The 15,943-nt window shown below is 52.2% G+C and carries 6 protein-coding genes, 15 tRNA genes and 3 rRNA genes; 21 read left to right on the forward strand and 3 right to left on the reverse strand.

Features of this window, described 5'->3' with window-relative positions; all coding sequences use genetic code 11:
* Positions 1-205 precede the first annotated feature (205 nt).
* The 19 genes from PSTEL_RS03495 to PSTEL_RS03590 all read left to right on the forward strand — a co-directional run bounded on the left by PSTEL_RS03495 (position 206) and on the right by PSTEL_RS03590 (position 8,621).
* A 16S ribosomal RNA gene (locus PSTEL_RS03495) occupies positions 206-1,760 on the forward strand.
* A gap of 401 nt (positions 1,761-2,161) precedes the next feature.
* Positions 2,162-5,212 (forward strand): 23S ribosomal RNA (locus PSTEL_RS03500).
* Between the two features lie 91 nt (positions 5,213-5,303).
* Positions 5,304-5,420: ribosomal RNA gene (rrf, locus tag PSTEL_RS03505) — 5S ribosomal RNA — on the forward strand.
* The 16S, 23S and 5S rRNA genes sit together here with 15 tRNA genes alongside, the layout of an rRNA operon.
* A gap of 35 nt (positions 5,421-5,455) precedes the next feature.
* A tRNA-Ile gene (locus PSTEL_RS03510) sits at positions 5,456-5,532 on the forward strand.
* A 3-nt stretch (positions 5,533-5,535) separates the two neighbouring features.
* Positions 5,536-5,608 (forward strand) — tRNA-Asn (locus PSTEL_RS03515).
* 65 nt (positions 5,609-5,673) lie between these two features.
* Positions 5,674-5,762 (forward strand) — tRNA-Ser (locus PSTEL_RS03520).
* Positions 5,763-5,810: 48 nt separating this feature from the next.
* Positions 5,811-5,882, forward strand: a tRNA-Glu gene (locus PSTEL_RS03525).
* Between the two features lie 118 nt (positions 5,883-6,000).
* Positions 6,001-6,076 (forward strand) — tRNA-Val (locus PSTEL_RS03530).
* A gap of 76 nt (positions 6,077-6,152) precedes the next feature.
* Positions 6,153-6,226, forward strand: a tRNA-Met gene (locus tag PSTEL_RS03535).
* Between the two features lie 75 nt (positions 6,227-6,301).
* Positions 6,302-6,378 (forward strand) — tRNA-Asp (locus tag PSTEL_RS03540).
* 49 nt (positions 6,379-6,427) lie between these two features.
* Positions 6,428-6,503, forward strand: a tRNA-His gene (locus PSTEL_RS03545).
* A gap of 26 nt (positions 6,504-6,529) precedes the next feature.
* Positions 6,530-6,604 (forward strand) — tRNA-Gln (locus PSTEL_RS03550).
* 8 nt (positions 6,605-6,612) lie between these two features.
* A tRNA-Lys gene (locus tag PSTEL_RS03555) sits at positions 6,613-6,688 on the forward strand.
* 9 nt (positions 6,689-6,697) lie between these two features.
* Positions 6,698-6,785: transfer RNA gene (locus tag PSTEL_RS03560), tRNA-Leu, on the forward strand.
* Positions 6,786-6,794: 9 nt separating this feature from the next.
* Positions 6,795-6,869, forward strand: a tRNA-Gly gene (locus PSTEL_RS03565).
* A 7-nt stretch (positions 6,870-6,876) separates the two neighbouring features.
* Positions 6,877-6,953, forward strand: a tRNA-Arg gene (locus PSTEL_RS03570).
* Positions 6,954-7,124: 171 nt separating this feature from the next.
* Positions 7,125-7,198, forward strand: a tRNA-Pro gene (locus PSTEL_RS03575).
* 14 nt (positions 7,199-7,212) lie between these two features.
* Positions 7,213-7,283 (forward strand) — tRNA-Gly (locus tag PSTEL_RS03580).
* Between the two features lie 438 nt (positions 7,284-7,721).
* A complete protein-coding gene (locus PSTEL_RS03590; RefSeq protein ID WP_038693521.1) occupies positions 7,722-8,621 on the forward strand; it encodes a LysR family transcriptional regulator in 900 nt (299 codons plus the stop codon).
* A 118-nt stretch (positions 8,622-8,739) separates the two neighbouring features.
* Here PSTEL_RS03590 and katA read toward each other — a convergent pair whose 3' ends face one another.
* Complete coding sequence (katA, locus tag PSTEL_RS03595; protein WP_038693522.1) at positions 8,740-10,197, reverse strand: catalase KatA; 1,458 nt, start codon at positions 10,195-10,197, stop codon at positions 8,740-8,742.
* Between the two features lie 277 nt (positions 10,198-10,474).
* Between katA and PSTEL_RS03600 the strand changes: the two genes are divergently transcribed.
* A complete protein-coding gene (locus tag PSTEL_RS03600; protein WP_038692958.1) occupies positions 10,475-11,926 on the forward strand; it encodes an IS1182 family transposase in 1,452 nt (483 codons plus the stop codon).
* Positions 11,927-12,103: 177 nt separating this feature from the next.
* On the opposite strand, the gene glgP is transcribed toward PSTEL_RS03600, so the two are convergent.
* Complete coding sequence (glgP, locus tag PSTEL_RS03605; protein WP_038693524.1) at positions 12,104-13,720, reverse strand: alpha-glucan family phosphorylase; 1,617 nt, start codon at positions 13,718-13,720, stop codon at positions 12,104-12,106.
* Between the two features lie 354 nt (positions 13,721-14,074).
* Here glgP and rbsK point away from each other — a divergent pair, with 354 nt between their 5' ends.
* Positions 14,075-14,998: a ribokinase gene (gene rbsK, locus PSTEL_RS03610; protein ID WP_038693526.1), complete on the forward strand. Its 924-nt coding sequence runs from the start codon at positions 14,075-14,077 to the stop codon at positions 14,996-14,998.
* 6 nt (positions 14,999-15,004) lie between these two features.
* On the opposite strand, the gene PSTEL_RS03615 is transcribed toward rbsK, so the two are convergent.
* Positions 15,005-15,919, reverse strand: coding sequence for a LysR family transcriptional regulator (locus PSTEL_RS03615; protein WP_038693528.1), 915 nt, complete (start codon positions 15,917-15,919; stop codon positions 15,005-15,007).
* Positions 15,920-15,943 lie beyond the last annotated feature (24 nt).

Raw genomic sequence — 15,943 nt, forward strand, 5'->3', positions numbered from 1 at the left:
TTGCTGATGCGAAATCGAAGCGACAATGAAAGTCTTAATAGAAGCTTGATCTTTGAAAACTGAACAACGAGTGAGTATTTAAAGAGAATTTAATTCTCGTCAGATTCAAAATGAGCAAATCAGCTCTTTCTATACTCGTTCCGGAATGATCGGCTCAGCTGAGATCGACCCATTCCGGAACGGGCGACGCGACGAAGTCGCGTATTTAATGGAGAGTTTGATCCTGGCTCAGGACGAACGCTGGCGGCGTGCCTAATACATGCAAGTCGAGCGGAGTTATGAAGGAGCTTGCTCCGGATTAACTTAGCGGCGGACGGGTGAGTAACACGTAGGCAACCTGCCCTTCAGACTGGGATAACTACCGGAAACGGTAGCTAATACCGGATAATTCCTTTCTTCGCCTGAGGAAAGGATGAAAGACGGAGCAATCTGTTACTGAGGGATGGGCCTGCGGCGCATTAGCTAGTTGGTGGGGTAACGGCTCACCAAGGCGACGATGCGTAGCCGACCTGAGAGGGTGAACGGCCACACTGGGACTGAGACACGGCCCAGACTCCTACGGGAGGCAGCAGTAGGGAATCTTCCGCAATGGGCGAAAGCCTGACGGAGCAACGCCGCGTGAGTGATGAAGGTTTTCGGATCGTAAAGCTCTGTTGCCAGGGAAGAACGTTCTCTAGAGTAACTGCTAGAGAAGTGACGGTACCTGAGAAGAAAGCCCCGGCTAACTACGTGCCAGCAGCCGCGGTAATACGTAGGGGGCAAGCGTTGTCCGGAATTATTGGGCGTAAAGCGCGCGCAGGCGGCGATTTAAGTCTGGTGTTTAAACCATGGGCTCAACCTGTGGTCGCATCGGAAACTGGATGGCTTGAGTGCAGAAGAGGAAAGTGGAATTCCACGTGTAGCGGTGAAATGCGTAGAGATGTGGAGGAACACCAGTGGCGAAGGCGACTTTCTGGGCTGTAACTGACGCTGAGGCGCGAAAGCGTGGGGAGCAAACAGGATTAGATACCCTGGTAGTCCACGCCGTAAACGATGAGTGCTAGGTGTTAGGGGTTTCGATACCCTTGGTGCCGAAGTTAACACAGTAAGCACTCCGCCTGGGGAGTACGGTCGCAAGACTGAAACTCAAAGGAATTGACGGGGACCCGCACAAGCAGTGGAGTATGTGGTTTAATTCGAAGCAACGCGAAGAACCTTACCAGGTCTTGACATCCCCCTGAATACGTTAGAGATAGCGTAGGCCTTCGGGACAGGGGAGACAGGTGGTGCATGGTTGTCGTCAGCTCGTGTCGTGAGATGTTGGGTTAAGTCCCGCAACGAGCGCAACCCTTGACTTTAGTTGCCAGCAGGTCAGGCTGGGCACTCTAGAGTGACTGCCGGTGACAAACCGGAGGAAGGTGGGGATGACGTCAAATCATCATGCCCCTTATGACCTGGGCTACACACGTACTACAATGGCCGGTACAACGGGAAGCGAAACCGCGAGGTGGAGCCAATCTTATAAAGCCGGTCTCAGTTCGGATTGCAGGCTGCAACTCGCCTGCATGAAGTCGGAATTGCTAGTAATCGCGGATCAGCATGCCGCGGTGAATACGTTCCCGGGTCTTGTACACACCGCCCGTCACACCACGAGAGTTTACAACACCCGAAGTCGGTGGGGTAACCCGTAAGGGAGCCAGCCGCCGAAGGTGGGGTAGATGATTGGGGTGAAGTCGTAACAAGGTAGCCGTATCGGAAGGTGCGGCTGGATCACCTCCTTTCTATGGAGAATCGTTTCCCGTAGCGGAAACATTCAAATCGGAAGCTTAGCTTCCAACTTGCTCACTCGTTGGTCAGTTTTGAGAGTTCAAGCTCTCAAAAAGAAGTGTCCGTTTAGGCTGTGCCTAACCGAACACCTTTGAAATCTTCATCGGCACATTCCGTGATCGACCCAAGATTTCAAAGGATTGATCCTTGAAAACTGGATACCGAAACGAAAATTGCGTTTTAGAACATTCCTTTGAGCTGAGCTTGTGTCTAGCAAGCGAAGTTTGTAAGAGTGCTTAAGCGAAGGGGTTTGGATGTTGGAGCGAATTTGGATGGAAGCGGTGTTCGAAGCAGCGTGAGCGGCGGAGAAGAGGTTCCACCAAGCGGAGCAGAAACAGCCAAACGCCAGAGCGTTGGTTAAGCTAGTAAGAGCACACGGAGGATGCCTAGGCGCCAGGAGCCGAAGAAGGACGTGGCGAACAACGAAAACGCCTCGGGGAGCTGTAAGCAAGCGTTGATCCGGGGGTGTCCGAATGGGGAAACCCGGCTGTGGTAATGCACAGTCACTCATTGCTGAATACATAGGCAATGAAGAGGCAGACCAGGGGAACTGAAACATCTAAGTACCCTGAGGAAGAGAAAACAAGAGTGATTCCGTCAGTAGCGGCGAGCGAACGCGGAACAGCCTAAACCAGGGAGCTTGCTCCCTGGGGTTGTGGGACGTCTCACATGGAGTTACAAAGGAACAGGGTAGACGAAGAGGTCTGGAAAGGCCCGCCGGATAAGGTAAAAGCCCTGTAGTTGAAAGTCTGTTCCCTCCGAGACGGATCCCGAGTAGTGCGGGGCACGTGAAACCCCGTATGAATCCGGCAGGACCATCTGCCAAGGCTAAATACTCCCTGGCGACCGATAGTGAAACAGTACCGTGAGGGAAAGGTGAAAAGCACCCCGGAAGGGGAGTGAAACAGGTCCTGAAACCGTGTGCTTACAAGAAGTCAGAGCCCATTTTAGGGGTGATGGCGTGCCTTTTGTAGAATGAACCGGCGAGTTACGTTTAACGTGCAAGGTTAAGGCGAGGAGCCGGAGCCGCAGCGAAAGCGAGTCTGAATAGGGCGAATGAGTACGTGGACGTAGACCCGAAACCGTGTGATCTACCCCTGTCCAGGGTGAAGGTGCGGTAACACGCACTGGAGGCCCGAACCCACGAACGTTGAAAAGTTCGGGGATGAGGTGGGGGTAGCGGAGAAATTCCAATCGAACTCGGAGATAGCTGGTTCTCCCCGAAATAGCTTTAGGGCTAGCCTCGGAAATGACAGTCGTGGAGGTAGAGCACTGATTGGGTGCGGGGCCCGCAAGGGTTACCAAGCTCAGTCAAACTCCGAATGCCATAGACTGATTAACCGGGAGTCAGACAGTGAGTGCTAAGATCCATTGTCAAAAGGGAAACAGCCCAGACCATCAGCTAAGGTCCCCAAGTGTGTGTTAAGTGGGAAAGGATGTGGAGTTGCACAGACAACCAGGATGTTGGCTTAGAAGCAGCCACCATTTAAAGAGTGCGTAATAGCTCACTGGTCGAGTGACTCTGCGCCGAAAATGTAACGGGGCTAAACACACCACCGAAGCTATGGCTTGGATCGACTTCACTGCTTCTTTGAGGCGGTGTTTATCACAAGAACAGGTTTGCCGAAGAGCCGTGAATCCAGGCTTGAGGCCAAATGGTTCCCAGGGGATAAACACAAGGCTTCGAGGCAGGAGTGAAGTCGATCCAGGGGTAGGGGAGCGTTGTGTATAGGTTGAAGCTGGACCGAGAGGACTGGTGGACAGTACACAAGTGAGAATGCCGGTATGAGTAACGAAAAGATCAGTGAGAATCTGATCCGCCGAAAGCCCAAGGTTTCCTGAGGAAGGCTCGTCCGCTCAGGGTCAGTCGGGACCTAAGGCGAGGCCGAAAGGCGTAGTCGAAGGACAACAGGTTGATATTCCTGTACCACCATAATCCGTTATGAGCAATGGGGGGACGCAGGAGGGTAGTGACGCGGACTGATGGATGTCCGTCTAAGCAGCGAGGCTGGTGTATAGGCAAATCCGTACACCGTAAGGCTGGGCTGTGATGGGGAGCGAAAATTATAGTAGCGAAGGTCATGATCTCACACTGCCAAGAAAAGCCTCTAGCCAGGAGAAGGTGCCCGTACCGCAAACCGACACAGGTAGGCGAGAAGAGAATTCTAAGGCGCGCGGAAGAACTCTCGTTAAGGAACTCGGCAAAATGACCCCGTAACTTCGGGAGAAGGGGTGCCTCGGTAGGGTGAGTAGCCCGAGGGGGCCGCAGTGAAAAGGCCCAAGCGACTGTTTAGCAAAAACACAGGTCTGTGCGAAGCCGCAAGGCGAAGTATACGGGCTGACGCCTGCCCGGTGCTGGAAGGTTAAGGGGAGCGGTTAGGGGTAACCCGAAGCTGTGAACCGAAGCCCCAGTAAACGGCGGCCGTAACTATAACGGTCCTAAGGTAGCGAAATTCCTTGTCAGGTAAATTCTGACCCGCACGAATGGCGTAACGACTTGGGCGCTGTCTCAACGAGAGATCCGGTGAAATTTTAATACCTGTGAAGATGCAGGTTACCCGCGACAAGACGGAAAGACCCCATGGAGCTTTACTGCAGCTTGATATTGAACTTGGGTACGATCTGTACAGGATAGGTGGGAGCCTAGGAAGCCGGAGCGCCAGCTTCGGTGGAGGCGACGTTGGGATACCACCCTGATCGTATCTAGGTTCTAACCTGGTACCCTTATCGGGTACGGGGACCGTGTCAGGCGGGCAGTTTGACTGGGGCGGTCGCCTCCTAAAGCGTAACGGAGGCGTCCCAAGGTTCCCTCAGAATGGTTGGAAATCATTCGAAGAGTGCAAAGGCAGAAGGGAGCTTGACTGCGAGACCCACAAGTCGAGCAGGGACGAAAGTCGGGCTTAGTGATCCGGTGGTACCGCATGGAAGGGCCATCGCTCAACGGATAAAAGCTACCCTGGGGATAACAGGCTTATCTCCCCCAAGAGTCCACATCGACGGGGAGGTTTGGCACCTCGATGTCGGCTCATCGCATCCTGGGGCTGAAGTAGGTCCCAAGGGTTGGGCTGTTCGCCCATTAAAGCGGTACGCGAGCTGGGTTCAGAACGTCGTGAGACAGTTCGGTCCCTATCTGTCGTGGGCGCAGGAAATTTGAGAGGAGCTGTCCTTAGTACGAGAGGACCGGGATGGACGTACCGCTGGTGCACCAGTTGTTCCGCCAGGAGCACGGCTGGGTAGCTATGTACGGACGGGATAAGCGCTGAAAGCATCTAAGCGTGAAGCCCCCCTCAAGATGAGATTTCCCAATACGTAAGACCCCTTGAAGACGACAAGGTTGATAGGCTGGGGGTGGAAGTGCAGCAATGCATGGAGCTGACCAGTACTAATCGGTCGAGGGCTTATCCAAGAAGACCCCGAAAAGGGCAAGACGCAAGATTCGTTTCGATCCAGTTTTCAGGTGATCAAGCCTGAATATGCATTTGTACCGCAAATGCCCGTTTGGTGGCGATGGCGGAGGGGTTCCACGCGTACCCATCCCGAACACGACCGTTAAGCCCTCCAGCGCCGATGGTACTTGGACCGAAGGGTCCTGGGAGAGTAGGACGCTGCCAAGCGGTAATCTTAAGCTATTTTACATAGTGTCCTAAAAGGGCCTTTAGCTCAGCTGGTTAGAGCGCACCCCTGATAAGGGTGAGGTCGGTGGTTCGAGTCCACTAAGGCCCACCATGGTCCCTGATAGCTCAGTTGGTAGAGCACTCGACTGTTAATCGAGTTGTCACAGGTTCGAGTCCTGTTCGGGGAGTTACTCTCCGGAAAGCAAAAGTGAAATGTTTAGCTTATTGCTTTCCGGGGTACCTTACCTATCATGGAGAGGTGTCCGAGTTGGCCGAAGGAGCACGATTGGAAATCGTGTAGGCGTCAAAAGCGTCTCGAGGGTTCGAATCCCTCTCTCTCCGTTGGATCTTCCAGATTCGAATGGAAAAAGCAATATTCTTAATTAGCACGGCCCGTTGGTCAAGGGGTTAAGACACCTCCCTTTCACGGAGGTAACAGGGGTTCGAATCCCCTACGGGTCATATTTGCTTCTTCGAATGGGGATGAGAACCCCTAAAGGTTCGTCGGAGCGTAGACATCGTAAGGAATGCATCGCAGTCGGCTCGCTTGCGAGGCGTATCCCCTACGGGTCACCAATATGGAGGCTTAGCTCAGCTGGGAGAGCATCTGCCTTACAAGCAGAGGGTCGGGGGTTCGATCCCCTCAGCCTCCACCATGATTATTCCCAAAAAAGTGAAGCTACGGCTTCGAATGCTTGGCTGGGGCTAATAACAATAATATAATTTTACTGACGCGGGGTGGAGCAGCCCGGTAGCTCGTCGGGCTCATAACCCGAAGGCCGCAGGTTCAAATCCTGCCCCCGCAATTCTCCCCAAAAAGTGATGATATGCTTGTAGCGTATTCCGATTACTTTCCGGGGAGCCTAGCAGTACTTAAACGTGGAACCGTGGTGTAGAGGCCTAACATGCCTGCCTGTCACGCAGGAGATCGCGGGTTCGAATCCCGTCGGTTCCGCCATTTGATTTACCTGATTTTACACAGCCTTTCAAACCATTTTTAGTGCATGGCGGTCGTGGCGAAGGGGTTAACGCACCGGATTGTGGCTCCGGCATTCGTGGGTTCAAGTCCCATCGATCGCCCCATTAACTTACAGGCAAGTCCGATTTATTGGGGATTAGCCAAGCGGTAAGGCAACGGACTTTGACTCCGTCACGCATAGGTTCGAATCCTATATCCCCAGCCATTATATGCGAGCCATTAGCTCAGTTGGTAGAGCACCTGACTTTTAATCAGGGTGTCGAAGGTTCGAGTCCTTCATGGCTCACCATTGTTACATGCGGTCGTGGCGGAATTGGCAGACGCGCACGGTTCAGGTCCGTGTGGGCTAACCCCCCGTGGAGGTTCGAGTCCTCTCGACCGCACCATCTTAATACGCGGACGTGGCTCAGCGGTAGAGCATCGCCTTGCCAAGGCGAGGGTCGCGGGTTCGATTCCCGTCGTCCGCTCCATATAGATGCGCCCTTAGCTCAGCTGGATAGAGCGTTTGACTACGAATCAAAAGGTCGGGAGTTCGAATCTCTCAGGGCGCGCCATCTATACATCATTGAATGATCCAAGCGTCACCTGATTCGAACGAAAGAGTTCGTCGGAGCTTAAGCTTCGTTAGGGCTGCTTCGCAGTCGGACACGAAGTGTCCGCATCTCTCAGGGCGCGCCATCAATAAAATCATTGAATGATCCTAGTTTCACCTTCACTCTTTATAACGGGATGTAGCTCAGCTTGGTAGAGCACCTGGTTTGGGACCAGGGGGTCGCATGTTCGAATCGTGTCATCCCGATTTTCCTTATATTTGCGGGTGTAGTTCAATGGTAGAACTTCAGCCTTCCAAGCTGATAGCGTGGGTTCGATTCCCATCACCCGCTTACTTCATCAACAAGACCTCTGCGCTGCAGAGGCCTTTTTTTATTCCTATATTTAAAAAATGCCCACTTCGTTATCCTCACACACATTCATATCCACGATTATTTTTGCTCGACTTCGGGCTTCTCGTTGATGTCTTTTTCCGTTTCCGGGAGGGAAGCCAGGGGATGTTGGCGGAGGCAGCTTCCTCTGCACCTCTGAGCATTCTCAGGACGTCATATACGCTATTGATATCCTTGGTGTCGATCACGATTTCTTCACTTTCTCCAGTTCCGGGTACCTTAAAATGCCAGCATTTATTTTCCATGACTTCCACTCCTTTAAGATGTATATCTTGTGTAATTTCATCATAATCGAAAGAGGAGGATCATGTATAATGAAGGGAAATGATAGAGGTCATCACCTTGACTGATAGCTAAAATAGAGGGGAGCGTGCCGGGATGGATATTGGCCTTCTGAAGGTATTTATGGCGGTAGCGGAAGAAGGGAGCATTTCTAAAGCGGCTCAGAGTCTTAATTATGTGCAATCGAATGTGACGGCAAGAATTCAGCAGCTGGAGCAGGAGCTGAAGACACCGCTTTTTTACCGGCACAGCCGGGGCATTACGCTGACTTCAGCGGGTCAGACATTGATGACGTATACCGAGAAGATCTTGAACCTGTTGGAAGAGGCGGAAAAAGCAGTCGTGGACTCGCCGGTTCCCAAAGGCTCCATTACAGTTGGCTCCGATACGACGGCGGCCATACGTTTGCCCCCTATTTTATCCGCCTATCGCGGCAAATTTCCCGAGGTGGAAGTCCACCTGGAGATCGGATTAACCGATCAACTCATCAATTCCGTCCTGCAGTATTCGGTTAACGGCGCTTTTGTGGATGGACCGGTCGAGCATCCGGATATTATTCAGGAACTGATCATTAACGAGCGGTTAGGACTGATTGTTCCGGAAACGATGGATTTTTGCGGTCTTCGGACTGTACAGGACAAGACGCTGCTGATTCTGAACCTGGATTGTATGTACCGGATGCAGTTGGAAGAATGGCTTCGGGACGAGGGCTACCGTCTGGCCAATGTCATGCAGTTCGGGACGATGGAAGGGCTTCTGGGCTGTGTAAAAGCCGGGATCGGCTATGCGGTGCTGCCTGTATCGTATTATAACAAGCTGAACGTCAAGGACGGCATCCGCTGTTATCCTTTTCCGGAGAGATATGGGGAGGTACCGACGGTCTTCATACGGCGGCGTGATCTCTATATGACGAGTGCGTTTCAGCAATTTATCGAAGAACTGAAGGAGCAGCTGCCGGAAGCACGGATGTGCGGGGTAGAGACTTCGGATGCTTAACAAGAAAATAGTTATTAACAACAACAGCGCAGGATCAACGATCCTGCGCTGTTTGTACTCACAAGGGAACCGGGGATAACCCGCCCTTTATCCACGCAATGGGGATAGACTGGGGATATTAGAGCTCGGATGGAACAGTTAATCCCAGTCCCTCGGCAATTCGTGTTCCGAACTCATGGTCCGCTTTGTAGAAATGGCCGATTTGGCGCAATTTAATATCCACAAGCTCGACCGGTCTCATGGAATCCACAATGTTACGCACAAGCCGGGCGCGTTCGTCCTCGCTCAGCAGCCGGTACAAATCCCCGGGCTGTGTATAATGGTCGTCATGGTCGTAGGCGACACTGTCTGCCTGGCCGGACACCTCAAACGGAGCGGTGCGATGCTCCGGAGATTCCTTGGGACCGCCGAAGCTGTTCGGTTCATAGTAGACGGAGGCTCCGCCGTTATCGCCGTAAGCCATGGCGCCATCGCGCTGATGGTTATGCACCGGACATTGCGGACGGTTAATAGGCAGCTGGTTATGGTTCGGACCGACCCGGTAGCGATGAGCATCGGAGTAGGCGAACAGGCGGCCCTGAAGCATTTTATCAGGTGAAGCCTCAATGCCCGGAACGAACGAACCCGGAGAGAATGTAGCCTGCTCCACTTCCGCAAAATAGTTCTCCGGATTTCGGTCCAGCACCATGCGGCCAACCTCGATCAGCGGATAATCCTTCTGCGACCACACTTTGGTTACGTCGAATGGATCGAACCGGTACGTATTTGCGTCTTCAAGCGGCATAATCTGCACATACAGTTTCCAGGACGGGTAGTCGCCGTTGGCAATGGCGTTGAACAGATCCTCGGTATGGTAATCCGGATGCTCTCCTGCTATTTTGGCCGCAACATCGACATCCATATTCTTTACGCCCTGTTCAGTCTTAAAGTGATACTTGACCCACACCGCGTTCCCTTCAGCGTTCACCCACTTGAACGTATGGCTGCCGAATCCGTGCATGTGGCGCAGAGTTGCGGGAATGCCGCGGTCAGACATCAGAATCGAAACCTGGTGAAGCGACTCGGGGGAATGGGACCAGAAATCCCAGACTGCCGTCGGGTTCTTCAGATGGGTCTGCGGATGCCGCTTCTGCGTATGAATGAAGTCCGGAAACTTGATGGCGTCCCGAATGAAGAAGACGGGCGTATTGTTGCCGACCAGATCATAGTTGCCTTCTTCCGTGTAGAATTTCACCGCAAAGCCCCGCGGGTCGCGGATTGTATCGGCGGAGCCGAGCTCGCCTGCCACGGTGGAGAAACGGATGAACATAGGCGTACGCTTGCCGGTCTGAGACAGAAAGGCTGCTTTGGTATAAGAAGAAACGTCTCCCGTGACTTCAAAATAACCATGCGCTCCCGCGCCCTTGGCATGAACGACCCGCTCGGGGATGCGTTCTCTGTTGAAATGAGCCAGCTTCTCCAGCAGGTGGACATCCTGGATCAGTGCAGGTCCCCGGGAACCGGCGGTCATCGAATGTTGGTTATCTCCTACAGGCGCTCCCCAGCTAGTTGTGAGGCGGCTGTTATCGTAAGTCATGAGATCAGTCACCTTTCGTGTTGTTTTGTTATTAGATTAAGTATAAATCCTAATATAGATAGATGATAATAATTATAATTTAAAAAATCAAGCTTTTTTATAATAATTTTAATTAATAAAAATGGATGAGGGATATACACGAAAAAAAGCGGCCGGAAATCCGGGAGGCCACTGAAAAAGTCCATCTCATAGAAAAAGGTACAGTCTTTCAATTAAATTGAAGAGGCTGTACCTTTTTCTGTATAATGGAGTCATAACGAAAAGCGGGTGAGTGCGGATGATACGGCAACAACAAACTTTAATCCTGAGTCCTTACGCGGCATTGTATGACATCGTTGTACCAAAGGACAATATGCTTCGTCAAATTAACGATTTGGTGGACTTCACTTTCATATACGAGGAACTCGAAAAGAAATACTGCTTGGACAATGGACGCAACGCCATTGACCCTATTCGCATGTTTAAATACTTGCTTCTGAAGGCAATCTTTGAATTGTCTGACGTAGATATTGTTGAGCGTTCAAAGTACGACCTCTCGTTCAAATTTTTTCTTGGCATGGCACCAGAAGACTCGGTAATCGACCCCAGTTCTCTGACGAAATTCCGTAAACTGCGGTTGAAAGACATGAATCTCTTGGACATGCTCATTGGTAAGACCGTAGAACTTGCCATCGAGCAGAATATCCTGAAGAGCAACTCCATCATCGTCGACGCAACGCATACGAAAGCACGCTACAACCAAAAAACGCCCCAAGAAATTTTGCAAGACCGTGCACGTAAATTACGAAAAGCCGTGTATACCATGGATGAATCGGCCAAGGCCAAGATGCCGGCAAAGAATACGACGAGCGAACTCGAGGATGAACTTACATACTGCCAAAAACTCGTCCACTTCATCGAAAACGAGAGCGGCATTGCACAGGTGCCCAAAATTCTGGAGCCGCTCAACCTGCTAAAAGAAACGGTTGCGGATGATGTTGAGCAGCTTCGTTTGGCGGCAGATCCGGATGCGCGCGTGGGACATAAGAGTGCAGATTCCGCGTTTTTTGGATACAAAACTCATCTTGCGATGACCGAAGAACGGATCATTACAGCGGCTGTAATTACAACAGGCGAACAGAATGACGGCAAGCAATTGCAGACGCTCATCGAAAAGAGCGTAGCGGCTGGCATGCAGGTCAAAACGGTGATTGGGGATACAGCCTATTCAGAAAAAGGAAATATTGCTTACACGAAAACAAATGAAATTGAACTGGTTTCCAAACTAAATCCGCTCATTACGCAGGGCGCGCGAAAGAAAGAAGACGAATTTTTGTTCAACAAAGATGCAGGCATGTACGTATGTCCAGCTGGACACATGGCCATTCGGAAGGCTCGGCAAGGCAAGAAGGGCGAGGGCCAAAACCAGCAGACTACCTATTATTTTGATGTGGATCAATGCAAGCGTTGCCCGCTTAGGGAAGGCTGCTACAAAGAAGGAGCCAAGAGCAAGACCTACTCCGTAACGATTAAATCTGAAGAGCACACGGAGCAGATGGCGTTCCAGGAAACGGAGTATTTTAAGACAAAAGCGAAGGAACGTTACAAAATTGAAGCGAAGAACAGTGAGCTTAAACATGGACACGGGTATGATGTAGCGATATCCTCGGGTCTGCTTGGCATGCAGTTACAAGGTGCGATGGCCATATTTGCTGTAAACCTAAAACGAATATTAAAGATAGCAGAGTAAGGATAAGGAGCAATACGCCCCTAAAAAGAAGACACCCTCCCCCATATACTGGGAATGGATGTCTTTTTTACGTATTCACTTCTCACCAAGATTGAAAAACTGTAAGTTCTTCAGCGGCCTCGAAATCCGGCACGCTTTTGGTTTTAATGAGGTATGGAATTAAGGTCCAAAAGGCTTTTAGCCCTTGATGTACATCAGGTCGTAGTATTCTTCCAGCATCCGCTTGGTGGCGAATTCCGTGCGTGTCGTCTCAATGCTCTTGCGCATCATCTCTACCCACTTGCTCCGATTATCGTAGTAGACGGGAAGAACGCGATTCAGCAGAGTGTCGTACAAGGCCTCACTGTCATGGCGGTCCAGCTCCTCGAAGTCCTTCGTTTGGAAGCCGTCCCCGATCTGCCAGCCGTTCTCGCCGTCAATGCACGCTTCCGGCCACCAGCCGTCCAGAATGGAGCAGTTGAGAACGCCGTTCATGGCTGCTTTCATGCCGGAGGTGCCGCTGGCTTCCAGCGGTCTGCGCGGGTTGTTCAGCCAGATGTCCGAGCCCCGGGTCAGCTTCGCCCCGATCGTCATATCGTAGTTCTCCAGGAATACGACGCTCTTAGGATACTTTTTCATCATGGACACCAGGTTGGTAACGATTTTTTTGCCGGTATCGTCCAAAGGATGGGCTTTGCCGGAGAAGACGATCTGGACTTTGCCATCCTCCAGGTAAGGCTCGATAAGGTCCGGACGTGAAAAAATCAAATCACTGCGCTTATAAGGCGCCGCACGACGGGAGAAACCGATCAGCAGGTTGTCCGGATTCAAGCTTATGCTAGTACGCTTCTCAATAAAGGACAGGAGCTCCCGCTTGATCTCCATATGAGTGGCCCATAGATCGCCGTTCTGTTCATAAGCGGCTGTGATGCGCTCGTCTACCCACGTAGGCGTATGAATGGCGTTAGTAATGGCAATGATGGGCGATCTGCCAGCAACTTCCTTCCACATCAGGTTGGAAGTCTCTCCATGCAGCTTGGCCACGCCGTTGGAAATACGGGCAAGCCGCAGGCCGGCAACCGTCATATTGAACGGGCTTCCGCCTATCCGCTCCATCTGGTCACGGGTAAGGCCGTTGTAGGCTCCCATGTATTCCAGGCGGCCCAGCGGATGCTCCTCATTCCCTTCTTTGATCGGGGTATGAGTGGTGAAGACGACCTCTTCCCGGGTAGCCTTCCAGGCTTCCTCGAAGCTGCTGCCTCCGCACATCTTCTCGCGGATCAGCTCCGTTGCCGCAAGCGCCGCATGGCCTTCGTTGAAATGATACACATCGATCTCAATGCCGAGGGCGCGCATCGCTCTGACGCCGCCAATGCCGAGCACGATTTCCTGCGCGATACGCTCCTCGCCGAACCAGCCATAGAGCTGTCCCGTGATCCACGCATCTCCGTTCTCTGGAATATCAGTGTCAAGCAGATAAAGCGGGTTGTTGCCGAACTGGTCGCATTTCCAGACTTTACAGATTACGTTGGTCTCACGCACTTTGACGGTAACGCTTACACCCGTATCTTCCAGAAAATCGTAAACGTAGTTGTAGTAAGAGTCGTAAGGCCTGCCGTCGTCTCCAATCTTCTGATCCGTGTAACCTTGCTTCCATTTCAGGCCAATCGGGACGATCGGCGCGTCAATGTCCTTGGCCCCTTTAATGTAATCTCCCGCCAGAATACCAAGTCCTCCGGCATACATCTTAAAATCGGAATCCAGACCATACTCCATACTGAAATACGCTACTGTCGGCAGTTTCTTGTCGCTCACAAACAGGCCTCCTAAGTTATGAAATGGTTTGCACAGAAAAAACTAAGTTTCGAAGCTATTTTAGCACATTTTTAGAGGAAAAACATAGAAAAAAAGTCGTTGTTAACGCTTGCTGATATAGTGTATAGAAACGTTTGCACAATATTAGACTCTTTTTTTCTAATTTCTGGGATTTTTAAGTGTGATATACAGTCTAAAAACCGGCCGATGCAGTCCATTTCGGATAGTGGCGCTTCAGGCCGCTTTCGGCCTATAATATGCCCTATAATATAAAGATCATTCTGAATATGTGTGGAGTGTGGGCCATCAGCCTAAGACGGACAGCGGAAGTCAAGAACAGAAACGAGGGTGACTATGGGCATTCTGGTAATCGGCAGCTTGAATATGGATATGGTGGTACGGACAGACAGGGCTCCACAGGCGGGAGAGACGCTGATGGGCAGAAGCTTCTCTCTCAGCCCAGGCGGAAAGGGAGCCAATCAGGCGGTTGCAGCGGCAAGGCTGGGCGGTGACGTCACGATGGCCGGCACGGTGGGAGACGACGCGTTTGGCCGCGAGCTTCGGGACATTATGGAACGGGAAGGCATACATACGGAATTTTTAAGGACTAGTGCAAGTTCGCCAACCGGCGTAGCTTCAATTGTTGTGGAGGAGAGCGGGGAGAACCGTATTCTCATCGTTCCGGGAGCTAATCTGGAGCTGTCCGCCGAAGATCTGAAGGGAATGGAAGAACTCATCGCGGGCGCGGATATGCTTGTGCTTCAGTTGGAGAGCGATTATAACATGACGGTGAAGGCTGCCGGCCTGGCTCATAAGCATGGCGTGCCGGTCATCCTGAATCCCGCTCCGGCCAAGGAGATCGGTCCCGAGATTCTGCCTTATATAACGTATCTGACGCCCAATGAAACCGAGGTTGCCCTGATGGCGGGCATGCCAGTACAGAACCCGTCAGACGCGGAGAAGGCCGCCCGGATTCTGCTCGGCAAAGGAGCCCGCCACGTCATCGTAACGCTAGGTTCCAAAGGCGCCCTTATCGTGACGGAAGAGGGGGCTGAAGTTATTGCGGGCTACCCGGCCAAGGTGGTGGATACGGTGGCGGCCGGGGATTCTTTTAATGGTGCGCTTGCGGTACAGCTGGCGAAGGGGCTCTCCCTGCGTGAAGCGGTCGGTTTCGCGAACGCTGTAGGGGCTTTGACCGTAGGCAGGGAGGGCGCCATTCCCTCTCTGCCTGACCGCGAGGAGACCGAGCGGTTTCTGCGCGAGCGGGCCAAAGCCTGACAGGGCCTAAAGCTGCATGAACGCCTCCGGCTCCGGAATGCTTCCGAATTTCGCGACGGCGAAATCCCGAAGCTGGGTGGCAGCCGGGGACAGATAGCGGTTCTTGACCTGGGCCATGCAGATATACCGGCGGTAGATCGGATGGGTGATGGGCAAGACCTTGACCTTATAGTGATCCAGCATGGCACTGCGGGGGAGGATCGTGATGCCGCAGCCTGCCGAGACGAGTCCGGCGGCCGCATTCTCATCCTCGATTTCACAGGCGATTCTCGGTTTGATGCGGGCCTTATCGAACAGGGTGTCGATCACCTGGCGCATGCCGTTCCGGGAACTGAACGAGATATAGGGATAAGCCTCGGTTTCTTTGAGGTTAACGCTATCGTATTCAGCCAGCGGGTGTCCAAGCGGTGTAACCAGCACCAGCTCTTGCTCCAGCAGCGGAATGAACTCAATCTCGGAATCGCGCTCCTCATTGGTGCAGAATACGAGATCGAACCGGTCCTCCTTCAAACCCTGAAGCAGATGTTTGGCATTTCCTTCGTGAAAGGAGAGCGCAATTTTCCGGTTAGCCTCCTCTTCGGAGAAGGCTTGGACAATCTGGGGAATAAATTGGCTTCCTAGCGCATAAGTGAAGGCCAGATCAATTCTTCCGCCACAGGGGTCGGCAAGCTCGCGCATCATTTTCTCGCCCTTATCCAGCTCTTCCAGAGCACGGTTCACATATTCCAGGAACAGCTTTCCGTATTTGGTCAGACGGATATTGCGTCCCTGCTTCTCGAAGAGAGTGGTGCCCAGCTCCCGTTCCAATTCGGAAACGGCATGGCTGAGGCTGGGTTGAGTGATGGATAACCGGGCTGCCGCCTGGGTAATATGTTCCAATTCGGCGATGACGCGGAAGTATTGAAGATGCTTCAAATTCAACGTGGTGCCCTCCTTGCTGAAGGA

Origin of the sequence: Paenibacillus stellifer, from assembly GCF_000758685.1 — a bacterium.
Taxonomy (GTDB): Bacteria; Bacillota; Bacilli; order Paenibacillales; family Paenibacillaceae; genus Paenibacillus_AQ; species Paenibacillus_AQ stellifer.

Coding starts and splice junctions, on each gene's coding strand:
- PSTEL_RS03590 (WP_038693521.1), top strand. CDS start 7,722: ATGGATATTGGCCTTCTGAAGGTATTTATGGCGGTAGCGGAAGAAGGG.
- katA (WP_038693522.1), bottom strand. CDS start 10,197: ATGACTTACGATAACAGCCGCCTCACAACTAGCTGGGGAGCGCCTGTA.
- PSTEL_RS03600 (WP_038692958.1), top strand. CDS start 10,475: ATGATACGGCAACAACAAACTTTAATCCTGAGTCCTTACGCGGCATTG.
- rbsK (WP_038693526.1), top strand. CDS start 14,075: ATGGGCATTCTGGTAATCGGCAGCTTGAATATGGATATGGTGGTACGG.